The sequence below is a fragment of the Reyranella sp. CPCC 100927 genome (genome assembly GCF_007859315.1).
GTDB lineage: Bacteria > Pseudomonadota > Alphaproteobacteria > Reyranellales > Reyranellaceae > Vineibacter.
This window is the reverse complement of record NZ_VOHA01000012.1, coordinates 22,548-43,386: the sequence shown is the minus strand read 5'-3', so window position 1 is coordinate 43,386 and position 20,839 is coordinate 22,548. Positions and strand designations below refer to the sequence as shown.

Genomic DNA, 20,839 nt, shown 5'->3' with positions numbered 1-20,839 from the left:
CATTCTTGGGAACACGAGCCTCCGGCCCGCTCATGTCAGACGAAAGCCTTGATGCGGGCGGGACGCCCGCGCTCCCAGGAATAATGCTTCGCTACCAGCGTTACTCCGCCGCCTGCTTCAGCGGTTCGGGGTTGCGGAAGGTGGCGAGCAGGGCGGCCCATTTCTGGCGCACCTTCTTCAGGTTGGCGTCCTTGACGTGGCCAAAGCCGCGGATCTCATCGGGCAGGGCGGCGAGCTGGACGGCAATGCCGTGGTTCAGCGGCGAGAGCTTGCCCAGGATTTCCGCGATCAGCGCCGCGTACTCGCCGATGAGCTGACGCTCCATGCGCCGCTCCTCGGTGCGGCCGAACGGATCCAGACGCGTGCCGCGCAGGAACTTCAATCGCTTCAGCATCGCGAAGCCCGTCATCATGAAGGGTCCGAAGACCTGCTTCTTCAGATGGCCGGTGCGGGCGTCGCGCTCGGCCAGCAGCGGCGGCGCCAGGTGGAACTTGAGCTTGTAGTCGCCCTCGAACTGGCTGTGCACCTGCCGCAGGAACGTGCCGTCGGTGTAGAGGCGCGCCACTTCGTATTCGTCCTTGTAGGCGAGCAGCTTGGCATAGCCGCGCGCCACCGCTTCGGCCAGCCCGGTCGCGTCGGGCGTGCGCGCGGCTTCGGCCGCCGTCACCTTGTCGACCAGCGCCGTGTAGCGCTGCGCGTAGGCTGCGTCCTGGTAGGCGGTGAGGTGCTTCACCCGCGTCGCCACGATCTCGTCGAGCGTGCGCGACAACGGCGCCGGTTCGGTCGCCGCCACGACGGGCCTTACATGCTTCTGCACGGCCGGCAGGTCGTGCGCCGCGCGGCGGCCCCACAGGAAGGCCTGTTTGTTCATCGCAACCGCCGCACCATTGAGCTCGATGGCGCGTTCCAGCGCCGCGGCCGAGATCGGCAGGGCGCCCTTCTGGTAGGCGAAGCCCAGCATGAAGAGATTGGTGGCGATCGAGTCGCCCAGCAGCGCCGTGGCCAGCGCCTGCGCATCAAGGAAGTCGCAGGCGTCGGCGCCGGCCGCGGCTTCGATCGACAGGCGCAACACCTGGTCCGGAAACTTCATGTCGGGGTGACGCGTGAAGTCGCCGGTGATGGTGGCGTGCGTGTTGACGACGGCGCGCGTGGTGCCCTGCTCGACCTTGCTCAGCGCATCGGGATAGCCGGCGACGGCGATATCGCAGGCCAGGACCAGGTTGGCGCCGCCGGTGCCCAGGCGCACGGCCTGGATCGCTTCGGGCGTGCGGGCGATGCGCACATGGCTCATCACGGCGCCGCCTTTCTGCGCCATGCCCATCTGATCGAGGATCGAGGCGCCCAGGCCCTCCAGGTGTGCCGCCGTGCCCAGCAGTGCGCTGATGGTGACCACGCCGGTGCCGCCGATGCCGGTGATCAGGATGCCGTAGGGCTGCTCGGCGACCGAGGGCAGGACCGGCTCGGGCAGATCAGGCCATTCCTGGCCCGCGCTGCCGACCTGGCGGTCGCCCTTGCCCTTGCGCAGGCGGCCGCCTTCGACCGTCACGAAGCTGGGGCAGAAGCCTTCCAGACAGGAGTAGTCCTTGTTGCACGAGGATTGGTCGATGGTGCGCTTACGCCCGAACTCGGTCTCGATCGGCACCACGGACAGGCAGTTGGACTTGGCTGAGCAGTCGCCGCAGCCCTCGCAAACGGCCTGGTTGATGACCACGCGGCGGGCCGGATCGGGAAACTGGCCGCGCTTGCGGCGCCGGCGCTTCTCGGCAGCGCAGGTCTGATCGTAGATCAGCACCGACACACCCTTGTGCTCGCGCAGATCGCGCTGGACCTCGTCGAGGTCGCGCCGATGGTGGAAGGTGACGATCGGCGCCCAGTCCAGGCCCGGCGGATACTTGTCGGGATCGTCGCTCACCAGCGCAATGCGCTGCACGCCCTCGGCATGGACCTGGCGGCTGATCTTCCACGGCGTGAGATCGCCATCGTGCCGCTGGCCACCGGTCATCGCCACGGCATCGTTGTAGAGGATCTTGTACGTGATGTTGGTGTTGGCGGCGACCGCCTGGCGCAGCGCCAGGTAGCCGGAGTGGAAATACGTGCCGTCGCCCAGGTTCTGGAAGACGTGCGGCGTGTCGGTGAAATGCGACAGCCCGACCCACGCGGCGCCTTCGCCGCCCATCTGGGAGTAGGTGAGCGTGTCGCGGTCCATCCACAGCGCCATGAAGTGGCAGCCGATGCCGGCCATGGTGTGCGAGCCCTCGGGGGCGCGCGTCGAGGTGTTGTGCGGGCAGCCCGAGCAGAAATAGGCCGGCCGGCTCAAGCTGGGCGCGTTGCGCGCCGGCGCCGATTGGCGGCGGGCCAGCAGCGCGAGCCTGCGGCTCACCGGCAGCGGCAGATGCTCGACGCCCAGCCGCTCGGCGATGACCTGCGCCAGCTTGGCCGGCTGCAGTTCGGCGGTGACCGGCAGCAGCGGCGCACCGCTCTCGTCGGTCTTGCCGACGACGCGCGGTCGGCGGTCGGCCGGCAGGTTGAACAGCAGATCCTTGATCTGCGGCTCCATCACCGGCCGCTTTTCCTCGACGACCAGGATCTGCTCCAACCCGTCGACGAAGCGGCGCAGGCCCTCCGGCTCGATCGGCCAGGTGAGGCCCACCTTGTAGACGGCAAGACCCAGGCGCTGCGCTTCGGCGTCGTCGATGCCGAGGTCGTCGAGTGCCTGGCAGACGTCGAGATAGCCCTTGCCGGCGGTGATGATGCCCAGTCGCGCGCCGCGACCGCCCGTCGTGACCCGGTCCAGTCCGTTGGCGCGCCAGTAGGCCTGTGCCGCCGGCAGCTTGAAATGATGCAGGCGCCGTTCCTGCTCCTGGAAATTGATATCGAGCGCGCGCAGGTTCAGCCCGCCCGGCGGCATCTCGAAATCGCCGGGCAGCACGATGGACACGCGTCCGGGATCGACGGCGACGATCGTGGAGGAGTCCGCCAGTTCGGCGACGATCTTGAAGCCTGCCCAGCAGCCGGCATAGCGCGACAGCGCGAACGCGTGCAGCCCCAGGTCCAGCACGTCCTGGGCGCTGGCCGGGTTGACCACGGGCATGGCCGCATCGATGAACGCCAGCTCGCTCTGGTGCGCGACGGTCGAAGACTTGGCGGTGTGGTCATCACCCGCCAGCGCCAGTACGCCGCCATGCTGGGAGGTGCCGTTCACGTTGGCATGCTTGAAGACGTCGCCGGTGCGGTCGACACCCGGTCCCTTGCCGTACCACATGCCGAAGACGCCGTCGTAGCGGGCGCCCGGCAGCAGACGCAGTTGCTGCGTGCCCCACAGTGCCGTCGCCGCCAGGTCCTCGTTCACGCCGGGCTGGAAGACGATGTGGTTTTTCTCGAGGAACGATTTGGCCTGCCACAGCGCCTGGTCGAATCCGCCCAGCGGCGAGCCACGATAGCCTGAGATGTAACCACCCGTGTTCAATCCGGCGGCGAGATCGCGCTGCCGTTGCATCATGGGTAGGCGCACCAACGCCTGGATACCGGTCAGGAAGACGCGGCCGGACTCGAGAGCATATTTGTCGTCGAGAGTAGCGGCAGCGATGGGACGAGTGACGGCCACGGCCGAGCCCCCACGCAGGTTTAGGTCAGTACTGCTAACTCTTTCTGCGAACCGTTACAATCTACGGTGCAATGCGACATCAATAAAAGACGCGACATGTCCAGGATCGCAAAGGGACCGGCGCGGCGTTACCGCAACTGTTCAAAACGCGCAAAGAAATTAGTGGCTTTCGCAGCCGCGAAGCGGGCAGAGTGCGCGCCTTCATGACTGTCCTCGTTACCGGCGCCGCCGGCTTCATCGGCTATCACGTCTGCCAAGCGCTGCTGGCGCGCGGCGATGGCGTGCTCGGCTTCGACAATCTCAACCACTACTACGACCCGGCGCTGAAGCAGGCCCGCCTGGCCGGATTACGGACCAATAACCGGTTCGAATTCGTCGAGGGCAGCGTCGCCGACCGGGCGCGCGTGCAGCAGGTGGTCGAGCAGCATCCCGACATCACCGGCATCATCCATCTCGCGGCCCAGGCCGGGGTGCGCTATTCGCTGGTCGACCCCTACGCCTATGTCGAGGCCAACGTGATGGGCCACCTGGTGATGCTGGAGACAGCCCGTCACCTGCCGGGGCTGCAGCACCTGGTCTACGCCTCGTCGTCGTCCGTGTACGGCGCCAACACCAAGATTCCGTTCGCGGTCGGCGACCCGGTCGACCATCCGCGCTCGCTCTATGCCGCCACCAAGCGCGCCGACGAACTGATGTCGGACACCTACGCCCGGCTGTTCGGGCTGCGGCTGTCGGGACTGCGGTTCTTCACTGTCTACGGGCCCTGGGGCCGGCCCGACATGGCGCCCTACATCTTCTGCCGCGCGATTTTCGCCGGCGAGACGATCCCGATCTACAATCTCGGCTTCGCCAAGCGCGACTTCAGCTTTGTCGACGACATCGCGCGCGGGGTGCTGGCCTGCTACGACCGGCCGGCGGCCGAACCCGGCCATCGCCTGTACAATTTCGGCGCCCATCGCAGCGAGGAGCTCATGCGCTTCGTGGCGCTGCTGGAGCGTGCGGCCGGCCGCAAGGCCCGTATCGAGCTCAAGCCGGCGCAACCCGGCGACATGACCGAAACCTACGCCGACATCGATCTGACGACCCGCGATCTCGGCTGGATGCCCACGACCACCATCGACGAGGGCATCCCCCGGTTCGTGCATTGGTTCCGGCAGTATCATGGCTGTTAGTCGTATTCTTACCTTCCCCCGCTTGCGGGGGAAGGTGGCGCGCAGCGCCGGATGGGGGATGTTGCTGCGGAGGCGATGCTCTTGATACGCCCAAGTCGTTGGAGCATCCCCCATCCGCCCTTCGGGCACCTTCCCCCGCAAGCGGGGGAAGGTAAAGAATATCGCTCCCAGGGACGCTAACCATGGCCCGCAAACTCGACCACATCGTTCTCTGTGCACCCGATCTGGACGTGATGCGGCAGGCCTACGACCGGCTGGGCTTCACACTGACGCCGCGCGCCGTTCATCCGTTCGGAACCCGCAATCACCTGGCGCAATTGCAGGGCAACTTCATCGAGCTGCTGTCGATCGACGATGTCGCCCGCATACCACCCGACGCCGCCGGGCAATTCAATTTCGGTGGCCGCGCCCGCGACTATATCGCGGATCGGCACCAGGGCCTGATGATGGTGGTGCTCGCCAGCGCCGATGCCGACGCTGATATCGCGGAATTCCGCGCCAAGAAGCTCGAGACGTATGAGCGTCTCGATTTCGGCCGCGACGCCATGCTGCCCGACGGGCGGACCGTGCGGGTCGGCTTTTCGCTGGCCTTCGCGACTCACACCGAGATGCCGGAGGCGACGTTCTTCTGCTGCCAGCAGCGTCATCCGCCCGAGCTCTTCTGGAAACCGGACTATCAGCGTCACGCCAATGGGGCGCATCGCCTGGTCGAGATCGTGATGGTGGCGTCGGAACCGGCATCCGCCGCGACCCATGTCGCGCGCGTGCTGGATGCGCCTGAGGCGGCGATCGAGGGTGGCGTGGCCGTCGGCGCGACGAGCGATCGTGTCAGCGTGTTGACGCCAGCGGCCTTGGCCGCTCGGTTTCCCGAACTGGCGTCGATCGACACCAGCACGCCACGCTTCGTCGCCTATCGCGTCGTTGTCGATGATCTGCGGCGGGCCCGCAGCGTGCTTGACGAGGGCGGCGTATCCTCCAGGTCGACCGCCAACGGCATCGTGATTCCGCCGGAACACGCCTGCGGAGCTGTCGTGGAACTGGTTGCCGCGTAGCGATCCCTTCCCCCACACGCTAACATCGCGAGCGAAGCGAACCCTGGGAGCGCGGGCGTCCCGCCCGCATCTTCATGAGCGGCGGGACGCCCGCGCTCTCGGGAATGGAGATCGACGACGTTGAAACAAGGTAAGGACGCCGCACTGCTGTCGATCACGGGTCTGCGCCGGGCATTCTACGGCCTGGAGGTGCTGCGCGGTGTCGACCTTACCGTACGGGGCGGATCGATCACCGGCCTGATTGGTCCCAACGGCGCCGGCAAGACCACGCTGTTCAATGTCGTGTCGGGCCTGGTGCCACCGGACAGCGGCAGCATCCGGTTTGACGGCCATGAGCTTGCCGGCGCGGCGCCCGAGGTCATCAGTGCCGCAGGCCTGGTGCGCACGTTCCAGGTCGCGCGCGGCTTTCCCAAGCTGTCGGTGTTCCAGCACCTGATGCTGTATGGCCGCCACCAGCCGGGCGAGGGGTTGTTGCCGGCGCTGCTGGGCACGGCGGCGACGCGCCGGCGCGAGGCGCAGCTGGCCGAGCGGGCGTTCGAGATCGCGCGCCTGCTCAATCTCGAGCGGGTGATCGACAATCCGGCGTCGGCCCTGTCGGGCGGCCAGAAGAAGCTGCTGGAGATCGGCCGCGCGCTGATGGCCGAACCGCGCCTGGTCCTGCTCGACGAGCCGACCGCCGGCGTGAACCCGGTGTTGAAAGCCGAGATCGCTCAGCACCTGCGCGCGCTGCCAGCGCGTGGCATCAGCGTGCTGCTGATCGAGCATGACATGCGTTTCATCGGCGAGCTGTGCGATCCGGTGATCGTCATGGCCGAAGGGCAGGTGCTGGCCGAGGGCACCTTCGATACGGTGCGTGCCGATGCGCGGGTGCGCGAGGCCTATATGGGTGTGCGGGCATGACGTTGCTCACCGTCGATGGGCTGCGCGGCGGCTACGTGGCGGCCGACGAGATCGTGCGTGGTGCGTCGCTGTCGGTCGCGCCCGGCGAGATCGTGTCGCTGATCGGGCCCAACGGCGCCGGCAAGTCGACCTTGCTGAAGCTGATCGCCGGCCTGCTGCGGCCCAGCGCCGGGCGTGTGTCCCTGCAGGAGTCCGAGATCGCCGGCCTGCCGGTGACAGCGATTGGCCGGCTGGGCCTGTCGTTCGTGCCGCAGGAGCACAACGTCTTCGGCACGATGACGGTGCGCGAGAACCTCGAGATGGGCGCCTACCAGGAGCCCGGCCGTGTGCGCGAGCGCATCGAGGCGCTGTTCGCGCGCTTTCCCGTGCTGGCGCAGAAGCGCCGCGCGCAGGCACGCACATTGAGCGGCGGCCAGCGCCAGATGCTGGCCATGGCTATGGCGCTGATGACGGCACCGCGCCTGCTGCTGCTGGACGAGCCGTCGGCCGGGCTGTCGCCCAAGGCGGCCGAGGAGCTGTTCGACATCATCGTGGCGCTCAATCGCGACGGCGTGGCGATCCTGATGGTCGAGCAGAATGCAGTAGAGGCCTTGACGGTCTCGGCGCGCGCCTACGTGCTGGTGCTGGGCCAGGTGGCACGTGAAGGGCCGGCTTCGGATCTGATGGCCGATCCGTCGGTGCGCGACCTGTTTTTGGGTGGTTAGTCGCGTCCTGAGCGAAGTGAAGGACCCTGCGGTGGTGCGGACAGTCCGTCATGTCGAGCGCAGCGAGACATCTCCTGGTTACAGAGCCTCGTTTCGCAGGAGATCCCTCGCTGCGCTTGGGATGACAGCGGGGTCTCATATTGCGCAGCCGTGCCAGCCGCCGGTAAACTTCAGCCACGCGACATGAGCGATCCGATCGTCATCGAGAGTATCATCGGCGCACGCGGTGATGGGGCCATCGCCGAGCGGTTGCATGACATTGGCCATCACGGCGTGGTCGAGACCCTGGTCGTCGCACCTGTCGATCTGCCGCGGCGGCGGTTTCACGCCCATACCGATGCCGGAACCGCCTGCTTCGTTGCGCTGCCCCGCAGTGCCCAATTGTTCGATGGCGCCGTCGTCCATCTCGATGCGCACCGCGCCATTGTCGTGCGGGTCGGTGAGCAACGCTGGTTGCGCCTGATGCCGAGCGACAATGCCGCCTTGGAGCTCGGCTACCTGGCCGGCAACTTGCATTGGCGAGTCCGGTTCGATGACGGTTGTCTGCTGGTCGCGATCGAGGGTCCGGTCGAGGGCTACCTGGCGCGGCTACGGGACTTCCAGGAACGCGGCAAGGTCAGGATCATTGAGTGACGCCACGGATGTCCTGCTGACGGCCCTTCAGTTCGGCGACGGCCAGTTCCCGGGCGGCGGCTTCGCCTTCTCCTGGGGCCTGGAAGCGCTGGTGACTGACGGGAAGCTCTCGCGCAATGATTTCCCGGCTTTCGTCGACGGACAACTGCAGCATCGATGGGCGACCTTCGACCGGATTGTCGTCGCGCATGCCCATGCCGCGGCGTCAGATATAGACCGCCTGCTTGAGCTCGACGATCTGGTTGACGCTCTGATGACAGTGGACAGCGCCCGCGTCGGATCGTGTCGCGCCGGCCGGGCGCTTCTGGGCACCCATGTCCGTCTCGAGACGCTTGGCGCAGTCGCCTTCAAGGCCTCTGTCGATGCGGCGCGGGCACACGGACATCTGCCGATCGTCCAGGGCGTGGTGCTCAAGGGCGTCGGCCTCGATGCAGCCACGGCGCTGGCGGTCAGTGCCTATATGATGGCGCAGGCCCTGTGCACGGCGGCAATCCGGCTCGGACTGATCGGGCATCTCGACGCGCAGCGTACGCTGGCGCGCATCAGGCCACGGATGGCGCAGCTTGCAGCACAGGGTCAAGGCGGTCTCGACGACATATCGACCTTTGTCCCGGTCAGCGACATTGCGATGCTGCGGCATGCGGGCCAGGCGCAGCGGTTGTTCTCGAACTGAAAGGCGGCGGCGGATGAACCTTTCCCCCACGGAGTACGATCGCCTGACGATCTTCATGGCGGCGGAGCACGCTCGGCGATTGCGCACCGCCGGCGTGCGGCTGTCCCATCCCGAGGCGGTGGCGTTGATCGCCGACGAGATGCTGCTGGCGGCGCGCAAAGGCATGACATACGAGGCGATCGTCGACATGGCGGGCCAGATGCTGACTGGCGATGACGTCGAGCCCGGTGTCGCTGCCATGGTGGACATGGTGTCGGTGGAAGCGAATTTCGCGCAGGGCACGAAGATGGTCATCGTCTTCCGGCCGATCGCACCGGGGCGCGACACGGTCGACGACGTCGAGGCGGGCGAGATCATCGCCGCATCCGGCGAGATCGAGCTCAACGCCGGTCGTCCACGCCTCGAGCTGGATGTGCTCAACACCGGAGACCGCGATATCCAGGTCCGCAGCCACACCCACTTCTTCGAAACGAACCGGGCGCTCGACTTCGATCGCAGCAAGGCCTTCGGTATGCGGCTGGACGTCGGTTCCGGCAGCGGCGTGCGCTTCGAGCCGGGGCTGCGCAAGCGCGTCAGCCTGGTGCCCATGGGCGGCGCGCGGGTCGTGCACGGCCAGGCGGGCCTGACCCGCGGCACCCTCGATGACGATGCCGTGCGCCAGGCGGCGCTGGCCGCGGCGCGCCGCGACGGCTACCGGGGCGCTTGATCATGGCGAGGATATCCCGCCGGGACTACGCGGCGACCTACGGCCCGACCACCGGCGATCTCGTGCGTCTGGGTGACACCAGCCTGCTGGCCGAGATCGAGCATGACTTCACCGTCTACGGCGACGAGCTCACGACGGGCGCCGGCAAGGTCATGCGCGACGGCGAGGGGTTCCAGGTCAGCGGCACCTATGCATCGGGTGCGTTGGATTCGGTGATCCAGAACGCCACCATCATCGATGCCGTCCAGGGAATCGTGAAGGCCGATATCGGCATCCGCGACGGATTGATTGTCGGCATCGGCAAGGCCGGCAACCCCGACATCATGGACGGCGTCGATCCCAGGCTGCGCACGGGACCCAACACCACGGTCTTCCACGGCGAGCCCTATATCATCACGGCCGGCGCCGTGGAGGCGCATGCGCATTTCCTGTGTCCGCAGCAGAACGATCATGCGCTGGCCGGCGGCACCACCACCATGATCGGCATGTCGCCGGGGCCGCATTTCGACGTCAGCTGCTCAGGCCCCAACGTGCTCGGCCAGCTCATCCAAGGCACCGATCATGCCTGCCTCAATTTCGGCTTCCTGGGCCGCGGCTGCTCCGAGCCGGGCGCCGTGGAAGAGTCGGTGGCGGGTGGCGCGCTGGGCGTGAAGATCCACGAGGATTTCGGTGCCTCCGGTGCCGTCATCGACGGCGCGCTGGTGGCCGCCGATCGCAACGATTTCTGCGTGAACCTCCACACCGACACGATCAACGAGTTTGGTTTCTGTGAGGACACGCTGCGCGCCATCGGCGGGCGCACCATCCACATGTACCACACCGAGGGCGCCGGCGGCGGCCACGCGCCCGATCTGCTGCGGGTCAATGGGCAGGCGAACGTGCTGCCGTCATCGACCAATCCCACCAATCCCTATACCGCCTATGCCCTCAACGAGGGCCTGCCGATGACCATGCTGGCCCACGTCATGAACTGGCGGCTGGCCGAGGACCTTGCCTTCGCCGAATCGCGCATTCGGCCGCAGAGCATGGCGGCCGAGGATTTCCTGCACGACATGGGCGCCATCTCGATCTTCGCCACCGACACCCAGGGCATGGGACGATTGGCGGAGAACGTCGCCAAGTGCTGGCAGCTGGCCAGCGTCATGAAGGACCGCGTCGGGCGGCTGCCGCAGGAGAAGACCGCGCGCGCCGATAACGAGCGCATCAAGCGCTACGTCGCCAAGTACACGATCAACCCCGCCATCGCCGCGGGCATCGACGGTTATGTCGGCTCGATCGAGTCCGGTAAGATGGCCGATCTGGTGTTCTGGAAACGCGCGTTCTTCGGCATCAAGCCGTGGCTGGTGATGAAGCGCGGCTTCATCGCCTGGGCGCCGATGGCTGACGGCAATGCCAGCCAGATCGGCAGCGAGCCGCTGATCCAGCGTCCGATGTGGGGTGCCACCGGTGTTTCGCCGCAGCATCTGGGCGTCACCTTCGTCTCGCGGCTGGCGGTGCAGGCGGACGTCAAGCGCAAGCTCGGGGTCGGCAAGGCGATGTTGCCGATCCGCTCAGTGCGCCAGCTCGGCAAGCGCGACATGGTCCGCAACGATGCGCTGCCGCAGATCGAGGTTGATCCCGCCACCTTCGAGGTGCGGGCCGATGGGCAGCTGCTGATGTGTCCGCCGGCGTCGGTCGTGCCCCTCAGCCGGAAGTACATGCTGCGATGAAGACGAAGGGACAGGGCGCCGCCCGCATCGGGATCGGCGGACCGGTGGGTTCGGGGAAGACGGCGCTGCTCGAGCGCCTTATCCCGGTGCTGCGCGGCCGCGGCATCCAGATCGCCGTGATCACCAACGATCTCGTCACACACGAAGACGCCGAGCGCCTGCGGCGGGCCCAGCTGCTGGAGCCGGAGCGGATCCTGGCGGTGGAGGCGGGCGCCTGCCCGCACACCGTGATCCGCGAGGATCCGACGCTCAACATCGAGGCTGCCGACAGCCTCGATCGGGCTTTCCCGGACCTCGACCTGATCCTGATCGAGAGCGGCGGCGACAACCTGGCCTCGACCTTCTCGCTCGATCTCGTCGATTATTGGCTGTTCGTCATCGATGTCGCCGGCGGCGACGACATCCCGCGCAAGCGCGGGCCCGGCGTGATCCAGTCCGACCTTCTGGTCATCAACAAGGTCGACCTGCATCCCTATGTCGGTGTCGATCTGCCGCGCATGCGTGCCGAAGCGCTGGCGGTACGCAACGGTCGCCCGGTGGTGTGCACCAACTGTCGTGCCAACGAAGGCATTGCCGTCGTCGCCGATGCGCTGTGCAGCGCCGTGCTCTACCGCGGCGCATGACGGGTGAAGTCCCTGGGAGCGCGGGCGTCCCGCCCGCATCGACGCGGAGCGACGAAACATGAGCGGGCGAGATGCCCGCGCTCCCAGCGATAAAACCCGCGAGGGTGAATGGCAGCTCGACCTGGCGTTCGAACGTGTCGGCGTTCGCACGGTGCTGGCCCGACGTCATGTCAGCTATCCCTTCAACGTCACGGCCCCGCTACAGACAGGCGCGTCGTCGGCTGATGTGATCGTCCAGTCGGTCTCGGGCGGCGTCTATGGCGGCGAACGGCTCGGCCAGTGCCTGAACGCCGGGAAGGGGGCGCACGTCGTTATCAGGATGCCCTCCGCAACGGTTGTCCATGCCGCGCGCAACGGCGAGATGGCGTGTCAGACCGTGTCGCTGCGGGCGTCGGAAGACGCGTCCCTGTCATACCTGCCGCGTCCGCTGATTCTGTTTCCCTCCAGTGCCTTCCAGCAGGTGATGGAGGTCACGGTGGCGGAAAGCGCCACGGTATTGATCCGTGACGGGTTCCTGCTGCATGACCCGCAGACGATGGCGTCGGGCGCGCGCGATCTGCGGGCTCATCTGACCGTGCGCAAGACCACCGGCGCGCTCGTTGCAGTGGATCGGATGCGCATCCATGACGGTGTGATTGATGCCGCGTCGCCAGGCGTGACCAACGCCTTCCGTGCCTTTGGAGCGGTGTGGCTCATCCGGCGGATGGACGCGAGAGCGTGCCAGGCAATCAAGGCGGCCATCGCGTGCTTCTTCAAGGGCCGCGATGATTGCTACGGGTCGACCACTGCGCTGCGGGATGGTGGTGGCGCCGCCGTGCGTGTGGCGGCAATCGACGGCGGCGCGCTCGATGCGGTTCTGGACGCCGTTGTCGGCACGTTGCAGAACATGGGCCTCGATCAGGCCGAATCGGTCCGCGAGTCGTCCTGAATTTCCAAGTTTTTCTTGTTCTTATATTGAGAACGTGTTATCAGTTCGTCGATCCTAAACATGTGCAGGGCGGCTAACGGGGCAACGCGAGGTATGGCGGCACGCGGACTCACGACCTTCTACAAGTCCGGTCATTTGAGCAATTTTCGAACATTTCAGTCATTGTTGTCATTGTTGTCACGCAATTCGCGAGGCCGGTTTTGTCCCCGGGACGCTTGGTGACCTAACGCTAGAACGCCCGACCGGCCCAACCTATGCTGCGCATCAACAAATGATCCTAGGGGGAGCTTCACGTGACTGACCGTTCCATACGCATGACTCGTCGCGCAGCGCTGGTTGCTGGCACCGCCGCGTTGGCCATGCCTGCCGTCGTGCGCGCGCAAGGCGATCCGATCAAGCTCGCGACCTTGACGCCGCTCACCGGCGCCGGTGGGCCCTATGGCCCGGTGATGGCCAAGGCCGCGGCCGCCGTGATCGAGGACGTCAACAAGGCCGGCGGTGTGCTGGGCCGCCGTGTGCAGCTGGTCAGCGAAGATGACCAGACCAACCCGGAAGCCGGTGTCCGCGCGGCGCGCAAGCTGATCGATGTCGACAAGGTCTCGGCCATCGTCGGCACCTGGGCGTCGTCGGTGACGACGGCGGTGGCGCCGCTGTGCTGGGAAAGCAAGACCATGCTGTGCACGGTCTCCGGTGCCGACAGCATCACGCAGCTGCCACATCAGGGATACCTGATCCGTACCCAGCCCAACTCGACCTTGCAGATCTCGCGGGTTGGCGAGTTTCTCTTGTCGATCGGCGCCAAGCGCGTGTTCCAGATGATCCCGCAGACGCCGTTCACGCAGACCAGCATCAAGACCCTGGAGGCTACCCTCAAGAAGGGTGGCGGCGACCAGGGCAGCCTGATCTACGACGACAAGAAGCCGACCTATCGCACCGAGGTCGACCAGGCGCTGCGCTTCAATCCCGATGCGATCTTTGCCGCCGGCTACACGCCCGACACCGTCGTCCTGTTGAAGGACCTCTATCGTGCCGGATTCAAGGGCAAGGTCATCGGCCTGGCGTACTCGATCAACCAGAAGCTGATCGATCAGGTCGGCCAGGCCGAGGTGGTGGAGGGCGTCCACACGTTCGCACCCTCGCCGGCGGAAGGCGCGACCGCCTACGACCGCGTGAAGAAGATCGTCGGCATGGAGAACCCCGATCCCTACACGTGCCAGGTGTACGACCACGCCAACCTGGTCCTGATGGCGATCGCCGCCGCCAAGGACGCGACGGGCACCGCCATCCGCGACAGCGTGCGCAAGATCTCCCAGGGCGGTGGCAAGACGGTGGACAACGCCGTCGACGGCATCAAGGCCATCGCCGCCGGCGAGAAGGTCGACTATATCGGCGCCAGCGGGCCCTGCGACTTCGATGACAAGGGCGACATCATCGATTGCAAGTTCCGCTACGAGCAGATCAAGGCCAACAAGCTCACGTTGCTGAAGATCGCGTGATGGTGTTGGGCGTTGTTCGGACCGCGGGCGTCCACGCCCGCACCGGCGCGTCAGCGCCGGCTTCTTGTTCGCTCGCTGCTGCGCTGCGAGCGAATGCGCGCGTGGACGCGCGCGGTCCAAAGTAGGCCATGGACTCCTTCCTCCAAGCAGCGTTGAACGGCTTGGTCGCCGGCACGATCCTGGCGTTGCCGGCCATCGGTTTCACGGCGATGTTCGCCGTGCTGCGCTATCCCAACTTCGCGGTGGCCGCCTTCGCCACATTGGGCGCCTATGGCGGCTGGATGGCCAACGCCTGGCTGGGTTGGCCCGTGGTCGCGGCCCTGTTGGCGGCCTTCGTGCTGGCCGGAATCGTCGGCGGGCTGGCCGAGCGTGTGGCGCTGGAGCCGTTGCGGCCGGCCGGCGCGCTGACCGTCGCCATCGCCGCCATCGCGCTCAACGTCATCATCGAGAACATCCTGCGCTTCTCGTTCGGCAATGACCTGCGCGGCTACGATCTGCCGCTGGCGCGCGACATCCGCTTCGGCAGCCTGCGCGTGGCACCGCAGCAGGTCGAGAACCTGATGCTGGCGCTGGCGGTGATGGGCGTGCTGTTCGCCTTCCTCGCCTTCACCCGTATCGGCAAGGCGATGCGGGCCACGGCCGACAATCCCGACCTGGCGCGGCTCAAAGGGATCGAACCGCGCCGCGTCGAACTGCTGGCGGTGTTCGTGGGGGCCGGCTTGTGCGGCGTCGGCGGCATGCTGCTGGGCCTGGATACGTCGGTCGATCCGCTGACCGGGTTCCGCATCGTGCTTTCGGTGTTCGCCGCCGCCGTGGTGGGCGGGCTGGGCAGCATTCCCGGCGCCGTGGCCGGTGCCCTGTTGATCGGCCTCGCCGAGGAGTTCGCGACGCTCGCGATCGCGCCCACCTACAAGAGCGCCGTGGGTTTCGTCGCGATTCTGCTGGTGCTGACCTTGCGGCCGCGCGGGCTTTTGGGCGAGCGAGCCTACTGATGGCGGGCTGGGCCAACTACCTCGTCTTCATCGTCGCCACCGGCGGCTTCTACGCGCTGCTGGCGCTCAGCCTCAACCTGATCTGGGGCGGTGCCGGCATGGTCAATCTCGGCCTCGCCGGTTTCTTCGCGCTGGGTGCCTATGCCTCGGCGCTGCTGACCATAAACCTGGGCGTGCCGATCATCGCCGGCATTGCCGGCGCGCTCGTCGTCGGTGCCGTCGGTGGTTACGTCGTGACCATGTCGACGACGCGGCTGCGCGGCGACTACCTCGCGATCGTCACCCTGGGCTTTGCCGAAACGATCCGCCTGATCGCCAACAACGAGATCTGGCTGACGCGCGGCAGCGACGGCATCTCGGGCATTCCCGGACCGCTCAAGGCGGCGCTGGGCGGTTGGTTCAACGTGGCCTATGCCGTGGGTACCTTGGCGATCGTGGGCCTGGTGTGGTTCCTGCTGCGCCGGCTCGATCTGTCGCCCTACGGTCGCGCGCTGCGTGCCGTGCGCGAGGATCAGCAGGTGGCGCAGGTTGCCGGCAAGCGCATCCTGCGCTTCAAGATCGAGGCCTTTGCCATTTCGGCCGCCATCGCCGCCCTGGCGGGCGCGCTCTACGGCCATTTCAACAGCTACGTCGCGCCGGACATTTTCCAGCCGCTGATCACGATCTACATCTTCCTCGCGGTCGCCGCCGGCGGCGTCGGTCGCGCGTCGGGCGCCGTGCTGGGTGCCTACCTGGTGATCTTCTTCCTGGAGTCGACGCGGTTTGCCGCCGCGGCCATTCCCGGCCTGTCGCCGGTGCAGCATGCCGCCATTCGCGAAATGCTGATCGGCCTTGCCCTGATCCTGGTGCTGCGCTGGCGGCCGCAGGGCATCCTGCCGGAGCAAGTTCCACCGGCGCCCCGACCAACGCCTACGACATGAGTGAGGATCATGACTCCCTTTCAACGCTGTCTCGATGCGCTGAAGCAACCCGGCCAGCCGCAACCCTTCTATGCCGCGCTCGATCAAGCGGTGCGGGACACCGTCGGCCACATCCTGTTCACGCTCCTGTACCGCTCGCCCGATGGCAGGAAGGCCAAGCGCATCTACACCAACATGCCGACGGAATACCCGGTCGGTGGCTTCAAGGAGATGAACGCCACGCCGTGGAGCGCGCACGTGATCGACGGCTTGCAGGCCTATATCGGCTACACCGCCGATGACATCCGCTGGGCCTTCTACGATCACGAGCTGATCAAGTCGCTGGGCTGCGACTCGGTAATCAACATGCCGGTGATCTATGACGGCCGCGTGCTGGGCACGATGAACCTGCTGGCCGGCGCGCGGCACTACAGCGAGACCGACGTCCCCCGCCTGGAGCCCTTCACCGCCCTGCTGATCGGCCCCTTCCTGCAGGCCATCGAGGCGGACCCCGACCGTTGACCCCTCTCCGCCCACGCAGTGGGGGGAGAGGGAGGGGCCCGCGCTTGGCGCGGGAGGGTGAGGTGGGTGCTTCAGCACAGGCGGTTGACCTTGTGAGAACGGGGCTCGCTTCAACGCCCACCTCACCCTCCCATCGCTGGCGCGATGGGCCCCTCCCTCTCCCCCCGCTCGCGGGCGGAGAGGGAGCCCGTGGTGGGGAAGGATTCCTTGGCTTTGGGCCGCCAAGGCCCCATATCTGGCGCTCATGCGCGGGAGCAGGATATGACCATTGTCTATGCACCGGATGGTGCGGCCGCCGCCCAGCTGGGCGATCTGCCGACCTGGGATCTCGGCGATCTCTATGGCGGCATGGATGCGCCGCAACTGCGGACCGACCTGGAGTCCATCGATGCCGACGCCAAGGCTTTTGCCACCCGCTATGAAGGCAAGCTCGCGAGTTTGACGGGCGATCAGTTGGCCGAGGCGATCGCCACCTACGAGCAGCTGCAGGAACGGCTGGGCCGCATCGGCTCCTACGCCTCGCTGCTCTATGCCGGCGACATGAGCGATCCCAAGATCGGGCAATTCCAGCAGAACATCCAGGAGCGGATCACCGCGATCACCACGACGTTGCTGTTCTTTGCGCTGGAGATCAACCGCATCGAGGACAAGGATCTCGACGCCAAGCTGTCATCGGCGGCGTTGGCCAAGTATCAGCCCTGGCTGCGCGATACGCGGTCCTTCCGTCCGCACCAGCTGTCGGACGATCTGGAGAAGCTGCTGCACGAAAAGCAGCTCAGCGGCCGCAACGCCTGGAACCGGCTGTTCGACGAGACCATGGCGCGGCTGCGCTTTCCGCTCGACGGCAAGGACCTGACCTCGGCCGAGATCCTGCACCTGCTGTCGGACCGCGACGGCAAGGTGCGCGAGCGGGCGGCCAAGAGCTTCGGCAAGGTGATGGGCGACAACATCCAGGTGTTCGCCCTGCTGACCAATACGCTCGCCAAGGACAAGGAGATCGAGGACAAGTGGCGGCACTTCCCGCGCCCGCCGTCGGCGCGCAACCTCGCGAACCAGGTCGAGGATGACGTGGTCGATGCGCTGGTGGCGGCGGTGAAGGACGCCTATCCGCGCCTGTCGCATCGCTATTACAAGCTCAAGGCCAAGTGGTTCGGCGTCGATGTGCTGGACTACTGGGACCGCAACGCACCGTTGCCCGACGCGGATGACCGCACGGTCGCCTGGCCCGAGGCGACCAAGACCGTGATCGATGCCTACGCCGCGTTCTCGCCCGACCTGGCGGCGGTCGGCAGCCGCTTCTTCGCCAATCGCTGGATCGACGTGCCGGTGCGTCCGGGCAAGGCGCCGGGCGCCTTCGCGCATCCCTGCGTGCCCTCGGTGCATCCGTATCTGCTGCTGAACTACCAGGGCAAGGTGCGCGACGTGATGACCTTGGCCCACGAGCTGGGCCACGGCGTGCATCAGGTCCTGGCCGGGCCGCAGGGCTACCTGCAGGCCGACACGCCGCTCACCTTGGCCGAGACGGCGTCGGTGTTTGGCGAGATGCTGACCTTCCAGGCGCTGCTGAAAAGCGCGCCCGATGCCCGCACGCGCAAGGCGATGCTGGCGTCCAAGGTCGAGGATATGCTGAACACCGTGGTGCGCCAGATCGCGTTCTACGATTTCGAGGCCCGCCTGCACGATGAACGCCGCAAGGGCGAGCTGACGGCCGAGCGTATCGGCGAGGTATGGCTGGCGGTGCAGACCGAGAGCCTCGGGCCGGCGCTGCGCTTCGGCCCCGAGTACGCCCACTACTGGGCCTACATCCCGCACTTCATCCATGTGCCGTTCTATGTCTACGCCTACGCTTTCGGCGACTGCCTGGTGAATTCGCTCTATGCCGTCTATCAGGCGGGCGCGCCGGGTTTCCAGGCCAAGTACCTCGACATGCTGCGGGCCGGCGGCACCTTGCGTCACAAGGAGCTGTTGGCGCCGTTCGGTCTGGACGCCAGCGATCCGGCCTTCTGGGGCCGCGGCCTCGAGATGCTCGCGGGCTTCATCGAAGAGCTGGAGAGGATGGGGTGATGCATCTGCATTCGCGGCACGCGGTCTTCTACCTTCCCCCGCTTGCGGGGGAAGGTGGCGCGAAGCGCCGGATGGGGGCTGTTGCAGCGATGGCAATGCTGATCGAGCACCCCCCATCCGCCCTCCGGGCACCTTCCCCCGCAAGCGGGGGAAGGTAAGGCGCGCGCCATGCCCCGCGACGACGAAGACAACAGCCTGTTCGGCCGGGTCGGCCGCTACGCCAAGGTCGGCGTGTCGGTCGGCGGCGTGGCGGCGCGTCTGGCCGGGCAGCGTTATCTCGGGTTCGACGTCGATCGCGACAAGAACGCATCCGAGCTGCGCGCGGCGTTGGGCGGCCTGAAGGGTCCGCTGATGAAGGCGGCGCAGCTGCTGTCGACGATTCCCGACGCCTTGCCGTCAGAGTATGCGCGCGAGCTCTCGCAGCTGCAGGCCAACGCGCCGGCCATGGGTTGGGCTTTCGTGAAGCGCCGCATGGCGGGCGAACTGGGGCCGGCGTGGCAAACCAGGTTCAGCCGGTTCGACAAGGATGCCGCGGCGGCGGCGTCGCTGGGCCAGGTGCACCGTGCCGTGCTGACTGACGGGACCCCGGTGGCGTGCAAGCTGCAGTACCCTGATATGGCCTCGACCCTGGAGGCTGACCTCAATCAGCTCAAGGTGATCTTCGGTATTGCACGGCGCATGGACATCGCCGTGCACACCACCGAGATCTTCAAGGAGATCGCCGACCGGCTGCGCGAGGAGCTCGACTATCGGCGCGAGGCCCGGCACGCCAGGCTTTATGCGCACATGCTGGCCAACGAGGCGCATGTGCACGTGCCGCAGATCGTCGACGACCTGTCGACCGAGCGGTTGCTGACCATGCGATGGCTGGACGGCGAGAGCCTGCTCGCCTGGAAGGACCGCCCGCAGGAAGACCGCGATCGGCTCGCCTACAACATGTTCCAGGCCTGGTATGCGCCGTTCTATTTCCATGGCGTCATCCACGGCGATCCCCATCTGGGCAACTACACGGTGCGGCCCGACGACGGCGATGTGAACCTGATGGATTTCGGCTGTGTGCGCATCTTCCCGCCGAGCTTCGTGAAGGGATCCATCGACCTCTACAAGGCGCTGCTGGCCGACAACGAGGAACTGGCCGTCGCCGCCTACGAGCTGTGGGGCTTCAAGCAGCTGTCGCGCGAGATGATCCGGGCGCTGAACCGCTGGGCGGCCTTCCTTTACGGTCCCTTGATGGACGACCGGCCGCGGCGCATCGCCGAGGGCTCGGCCGGCCAGTATGGGCGCGAGACGGCCAACTCGGTGTTCGGCGAGATCCGCAAGCTGGGCGGTGTCACCGTGCCGCGCGAATTCGTGTTCATGGACCGTGCCGCGATCGGGCTGGGCTCGGTGTTCATCCACCTGCGCGCCGAGATCAACTGGTACCGCTTGTTCCAGGATCTGATCGGCGATTTCGACGTCGATGTTCTGGGCGCGCGGCAGCAGGCTGCCCTGCAGGCCGTTGGACTGCAGGCATCGGTTGCCTGAGCGGTCGTCGCCTTATGTGATTACGACGGCGCGGCGGAAGAAGGTGTCCAGCGTGCGCACCAGCGCGGCGCGATTCACCTTCGCCTTGGCAGCGACCGCATCGTCGACAGCGCCGTGCAGCGCGTTGAACAGCATGACGGCCGTCAGGCGCGGGTCTTCGACCTGCCAGGCACCGGCCTGCGCGCCCTGGTCGAGGAGCGTGGCGAGCTGATCGACCGCCGGGTTGTCGTGCTTGCCGCGCCGGTCATCAGGGCGGAACTCGTGGAAGACGACGTCGTGCAGCGCCACCTGATCGAGATAACCGTTGACGCCGGCGGTGATCCAGGCCCGCAGCCGGCCGGCCCAGTCATCGCGATCGCGCCGATCCATGGCTGTTTGGAGACGGTCGCAAAATCCCATCACGAAGCGCTGTTGCAGTGCGAGCAGCAGGGTCTCTTTCGAGTCGAAGTGCAGATAGAACGTGCCCTTGGCGACATCGGCCGCGGCCACGATGTCGTCGACGCTGGTGGCCGCAATGCCCTTCTGCAGGAACAGTCGTTCCGCCGCATCCATCAGCTCTTCGCGGCGCACTTCGGCAGGCTTGGTGCGCGGGCGCGCCGCGACGACGGGTGGCGAGTCTGTCCCCGCCACGCGCCGCG

The 20,839-nt window shown here is 66.7% G+C and carries 18 protein-coding genes; 16 read left to right on the top strand and 2 right to left on the bottom strand.

Annotated elements, in window-relative coordinates; translation table 11 throughout:
* Positions 1–100 precede the first annotated feature (100 nt).
* Entirely contained in the window at positions 101–3,604 is a 3,504-nt protein-coding gene (locus FQU96_RS26615; protein WP_255468570.1) for an indolepyruvate ferredoxin oxidoreductase family protein, read from the bottom strand.
* A 203-nt stretch (positions 3,605–3,807) separates the two neighbouring features.
* On the opposite strand from FQU96_RS26615, the gene FQU96_RS26610 reads away from it, so the two are divergent.
* The 16 genes from FQU96_RS26610 (at position 3,808) to FQU96_RS26535 (ending at position 20,201) form a co-directional block, all read left to right on the top strand.
* A complete protein-coding gene (locus tag FQU96_RS26610) occupies positions 3,808–4,776 on the top strand; it encodes an SDR family NAD(P)-dependent oxidoreductase (protein WP_146544401.1) in 969 nt (322 codons plus the stop codon).
* A 182-nt stretch (positions 4,777–4,958) separates the two neighbouring features.
* Entirely contained in the window at positions 4,959–5,828 is an 870-nt protein-coding gene (locus FQU96_RS26605; RefSeq protein ID WP_146544400.1) for a VOC family protein, read from the top strand.
* Positions 5,829–5,948: 120 nt separating this feature from the next.
* Complete coding sequence (locus tag FQU96_RS26600; RefSeq protein ID WP_146544399.1) at positions 5,949–6,728, top strand: ABC transporter ATP-binding protein; 780 nt, start codon at positions 5,949–5,951, stop codon at positions 6,726–6,728.
* A complete protein-coding gene (locus FQU96_RS26595; RefSeq protein WP_146544398.1) occupies positions 6,725–7,432 on the top strand; it encodes an ABC transporter ATP-binding protein in 708 nt (235 codons plus the stop codon). The genes FQU96_RS26600 and FQU96_RS26595 overlap by 4 nt, the downstream gene beginning before the upstream one ends.
* A gap of 183 nt (positions 7,433–7,615) precedes the next feature.
* On the top strand, positions 7,616–8,065 hold the full coding sequence (locus tag FQU96_RS26590; RefSeq protein ID WP_146544397.1) for an urease accessory protein UreE: 450 nt from the start codon (positions 7,616–7,618) through the stop codon (positions 8,063–8,065).
* Positions 8,058–8,738: an urease accessory protein UreF gene (locus tag FQU96_RS26585; RefSeq protein WP_178130717.1), complete on the top strand. Its 681-nt coding sequence runs from the start codon at positions 8,058–8,060 to the stop codon at positions 8,736–8,738. Before FQU96_RS26590 ends, FQU96_RS26585 begins: the two co-directional genes overlap by 8 nt.
* 13 nt (positions 8,739–8,751) lie before the next feature.
* The gene (gene ureB / locus FQU96_RS26580; RefSeq protein ID WP_146544395.1) at positions 8,752–9,444 is read left to right on the top strand and encodes an urease subunit beta; all 693 of its coding nucleotides are present in this window, start codon (positions 8,752–8,754) and stop codon (positions 9,442–9,444) included.
* 2 nt (positions 9,445–9,446) lie between these two features.
* Positions 9,447–11,153, top strand: a complete 1,707-nt coding sequence (gene ureC, locus FQU96_RS26575; RefSeq protein ID WP_146544394.1) for an urease subunit alpha — start codon at positions 9,447–9,449, stop codon at positions 11,151–11,153.
* Complete coding sequence (gene ureG / locus FQU96_RS26570) at positions 11,150–11,776, top strand: urease accessory protein UreG (protein ID WP_146544393.1); 627 nt, start codon at positions 11,150–11,152, stop codon at positions 11,774–11,776. Before ureC ends, ureG begins: the two co-directional genes overlap by 4 nt.
* Before the next feature lie 151 nt (positions 11,777–11,927).
* A complete protein-coding gene (locus FQU96_RS26565; RefSeq protein WP_178130716.1) occupies positions 11,928–12,704 on the top strand; it encodes an urease accessory protein UreD in 777 nt (258 codons plus the stop codon).
* 293 nt (positions 12,705–12,997) lie between these two features.
* Complete coding sequence (locus tag FQU96_RS26560) at positions 12,998–14,200, top strand: ABC transporter substrate-binding protein (RefSeq protein WP_255468569.1); 1,203 nt, start codon at positions 12,998–13,000, stop codon at positions 14,198–14,200.
* Positions 14,201–14,328: 128 nt separating this feature from the next.
* Positions 14,329–15,192 (top strand): branched-chain amino acid ABC transporter permease, encoded by an 864-nt coding sequence (locus FQU96_RS26555; RefSeq protein WP_146544391.1) that lies wholly within the window; start codon positions 14,329–14,331, stop codon positions 15,190–15,192.
* The gene (locus tag FQU96_RS26550) at positions 15,192–16,112 is read left to right on the top strand and encodes a branched-chain amino acid ABC transporter permease (RefSeq protein WP_146544390.1); all 921 of its coding nucleotides are present in this window, start codon (positions 15,192–15,194) and stop codon (positions 16,110–16,112) included. Before FQU96_RS26555 ends, FQU96_RS26550 begins: the two co-directional genes overlap by 1 nt.
* Before the next feature lie 9 nt (positions 16,113–16,121).
* The gene (locus FQU96_RS26545; protein WP_146544389.1) at positions 16,122–16,613 is read left to right on the top strand and encodes a GAF domain-containing protein; all 492 of its coding nucleotides are present in this window, start codon (positions 16,122–16,124) and stop codon (positions 16,611–16,613) included.
* A gap of 261 nt (positions 16,614–16,874) precedes the next feature.
* On the top strand, positions 16,875–18,677 hold the full coding sequence (locus tag FQU96_RS26540; RefSeq protein ID WP_146544388.1) for a M3 family oligoendopeptidase: 1,803 nt from the start codon (positions 16,875–16,877) through the stop codon (positions 18,675–18,677).
* A gap of 168 nt (positions 18,678–18,845) precedes the next feature.
* Positions 18,846–20,201 carry an AarF/ABC1/UbiB kinase family protein gene (locus tag FQU96_RS26535; RefSeq protein ID WP_146544387.1) on the top strand — a complete coding sequence of 452 codons (1,356 nt, stop codon included), beginning with the start codon at positions 18,846–18,848 and terminating at the stop codon, positions 20,199–20,201.
* 12 nt (positions 20,202–20,213) lie between these two features.
* Here the strand turns inward: FQU96_RS26535 and FQU96_RS26530 are convergent, their stop codons facing one another.
* On the bottom strand, positions 20,214–20,831 hold the full coding sequence (locus FQU96_RS26530; RefSeq protein WP_255468568.1) for a TetR/AcrR family transcriptional regulator: 618 nt from the start codon (positions 20,829–20,831) through the stop codon (positions 20,214–20,216).
* Positions 20,832–20,839: the final 8 nt, after the last annotated feature.

Coding starts and splice junctions, on each gene's coding strand:
- FQU96_RS26610 (WP_146544401.1), top strand. CDS start 3,808: ATGACTGTCCTCGTTACCGGCGCCGCCGGCTTCATCGGCTATCACGTC.
- FQU96_RS26605 (WP_146544400.1), top strand. CDS start 4,959: ATGGCCCGCAAACTCGACCACATCGTTCTCTGTGCACCCGATCTGGAC.
- FQU96_RS26595 (WP_146544398.1), top strand. CDS start 6,725: ATGACGTTGCTCACCGTCGATGGGCTGCGCGGCGGCTACGTGGCGGCC.
- FQU96_RS26590 (WP_146544397.1), top strand. CDS start 7,616: ATGAGCGATCCGATCGTCATCGAGAGTATCATCGGCGCACGCGGTGAT.
- ureB (WP_146544395.1), top strand. CDS start 8,752: ATGAACCTTTCCCCCACGGAGTACGATCGCCTGACGATCTTCATGGCG.
- ureC (WP_146544394.1), top strand. CDS start 9,447: ATGGCGAGGATATCCCGCCGGGACTACGCGGCGACCTACGGCCCGACC.
- ureG (WP_146544393.1), top strand. CDS start 11,150: ATGAAGACGAAGGGACAGGGCGCCGCCCGCATCGGGATCGGCGGACCG.
- FQU96_RS26555 (WP_146544391.1), top strand. CDS start 14,329: ATGGACTCCTTCCTCCAAGCAGCGTTGAACGGCTTGGTCGCCGGCACG.
- FQU96_RS26550 (WP_146544390.1), top strand. CDS start 15,192: ATGGCGGGCTGGGCCAACTACCTCGTCTTCATCGTCGCCACCGGCGGC.
- FQU96_RS26545 (WP_146544389.1), top strand. CDS start 16,122: ATGACTCCCTTTCAACGCTGTCTCGATGCGCTGAAGCAACCCGGCCAG.
- FQU96_RS26540 (WP_146544388.1), top strand. CDS start 16,875: ATGACCATTGTCTATGCACCGGATGGTGCGGCCGCCGCCCAGCTGGGC.
- FQU96_RS26535 (WP_146544387.1), top strand. CDS start 18,846: ATGCCCCGCGACGACGAAGACAACAGCCTGTTCGGCCGGGTCGGCCGC.